Raw genomic sequence first — 2,094 nt, 5'->3', positions numbered from 1 at the left:
TTGATTGTCTCTATGACAATTTTTGATTTCTCCTCAGCACTATATTGCCTTACTTGTTTTTTCATCTCTAGCTCTCCTTTTTTGCTAAAGAATTCTATCTCATTTCTTCTATTTTTGTGTCCAAAATATGGAGACCATTATAGTCCTTTAAGGCCTCCGCTAGAGCCTGTACTCCAGCATCTCCTATTTGGTTACCCCAAAGATAAAGATTAGTAATAGAGTGATTACCCTTTAAGACTTGTGCTAGCTCCTTTGCTCCAGCATCTCCTATCTGCTTATCATGAAGGTTAAGAGTAGTAATAGTGTTAGTTCTTATTTGTTGTATAATGGCTTGTTCTAAGGGCATTGTTTTTCTCTCTTTTTATAGTTAACTAGATTAGTATGACGTCATTGTAAGGAGCTGCTTAGCGGTGACGAAGCAAGCCTGTTTTGTGTCATACCTGCTTCGGTGCGGGATCTAAAATAATGTCCAAAAAGCCCTAAAATATTATAGAGCCCTGCCTTCGCAGGGATGACATAAAAATGGATTGCTTCGTCGGCTTACGCCGTCTCGCAATGACGTAGTGTTACAAAGCATCTCCTTGCAATGACGTTTTTTAGACTCACACGAGTCCTATTCTATGATATAATAAAGCAATCTTTACTATTAAAGCCTAATATGCTTTGTATAATATTAATATATTTTAATATGTAAAGTATTTTTTAAAGAAATTTGTGGAATATCAAATTTAGTGGTAATTATACAATTAAAAACACGAGGTAAAAATATCACGAAATATGATGTAAATTGTGATTTTTTATGGTATAATAATTCCCTTGGAATACAGATACTACAGGGGATTTATATGAGAAAATTACTGTCAAATTTAACAAGTTACAAGATATCGAAAATCTTAAAAAAATCATGAAAAATGTTTACGCGGGTAATAGCGATCATTTACCAGATATTGCTAAATTTCATTTGGACGGAAAGATTTTTACACCGAGTCAAGTAGATAAAGCAGAGTTGCACATAACAACTAACAACGGCACTGAAATTATAACATTTTCTAAAGCTGCATAATTATATAGTACTGGGTGTTAATTCAGGTTAATTCACTATAAAAAAACAAAAAATTATAAAAATTTTGCTAATTAGCTATTAGTGGACAATAAAAAAGTAGTATAATGATATTATAGTTGGAAGGAATACGTGAAAACAATGGTAGAAGAAACAAACAAAAATAATGTTGATGATCAACCAACCATGCTAGTTGGTACTGATGATTTTAAGAAATTATTGCTTAATAGCAACGTATTTGTTGATAAGAGTTTAATGATCAAAGAACTATTGATTGATACTGGAGATGTCACCTTAATCACCCGTCCAAGGCGATGGGGGAAGAGCTTGAATATGGATATGGTGCGGAGATTTTTTGAGATAGAGGTAGATCAACATGGCAATCCTATACCACAAGAACAAAGAGTGAACTATAAACTATTTGCTGGTGGAGAGGTGGATTTAGGCTTTGATGAGACTAAAGAACTAAAGCCATTAAAAATTGCTAATGTAGCAAACTCTATGAAACGTCAAGGTCAATTTCCAGTTATTATTATAAGTTTCAAGGGCGTTAGGGGCAGTAGTTATGAGGAGATTGAAAGTAAAATCAGCTATCAAATAACTAGGCTATTTAGTAATTATCGTTATTTAAAACGTTATGTAAGTGAGAAAGAGTATTTATTGGAAGAAGCGGAAAAAGAGCAATTAACTAGATATTTTTCTGGAAAGTTTAACAAAGTAGAACTTGAGAATAGTTTGAAATTTCTAAGCGATTTACTTTATAAACATTTTAATCAGAAAGTTTACATACTAATTGACGAATATGATACGCCAATTAATAGTTCCTACATGGAATTTGGTCATACAGAAGAATTTAATCAGGTACTTAAACTATTTCGGGCAATATTTGGCAATAGTCTTAAAACCAATGATTCATTACAAAAAGGCGTCATTACCGGCATATTGCGTGTTGCTAAAGCTAATTTGTTTTCAGATTTGAATAATTTAACTGAATGTAGTTTACTAGATGAAAGATTTTCTAGCAGTTACGGATT

The 2,094-nt window shown here is 32.5% G+C and carries 3 protein-coding genes; 2 read left to right on the top strand and 1 reads right to left on the bottom strand.

Annotation, left to right across the window (positions count from 1 at the left end):
* Window positions 1-94 precede the first annotated feature (94 nt).
* Window positions 95-346 carry a hypothetical protein gene (locus RiCNE_RS06835; RefSeq protein ID WP_094649808.1) on the bottom strand — a complete coding sequence of 84 codons (252 nt, stop codon included), beginning with the start codon at window positions 344-346 and terminating at the stop codon, window positions 95-97.
* Window positions 347-904: 558 nt separating this feature from the next.
* Here RiCNE_RS06835 and RiCNE_RS07625 point away from each other — a divergent pair.
* Together RiCNE_RS07625 and RiCNE_RS06830 are read left to right on the top strand one after the other, a co-directional pair.
* Window positions 905-1,063 carry a hypothetical protein gene (locus RiCNE_RS07625; protein ID WP_157905716.1) on the top strand — a complete coding sequence of 53 codons (159 nt, stop codon included), beginning with the start codon at window positions 905-907 and terminating at the stop codon, window positions 1,061-1,063.
* A gap of 138 nt (window positions 1,064-1,201) precedes the next feature.
* A partial coding sequence (locus RiCNE_RS06830; RefSeq protein ID WP_157905717.1) for an AAA family ATPase occupies window positions 1,202-2,094 on the top strand: 893 nt, incomplete at its 3' end.

Source organism: Rickettsia endosymbiont of Culicoides newsteadi, from assembly GCF_002259525.1.
Lineage (GTDB): Bacteria > Pseudomonadota > Alphaproteobacteria > Rickettsiales > Rickettsiaceae > Tisiphia.
The sequence above is the reverse complement of the archived record's forward strand: the minus strand, read 5'-3'. Positions and strand labels throughout refer to the sequence as shown.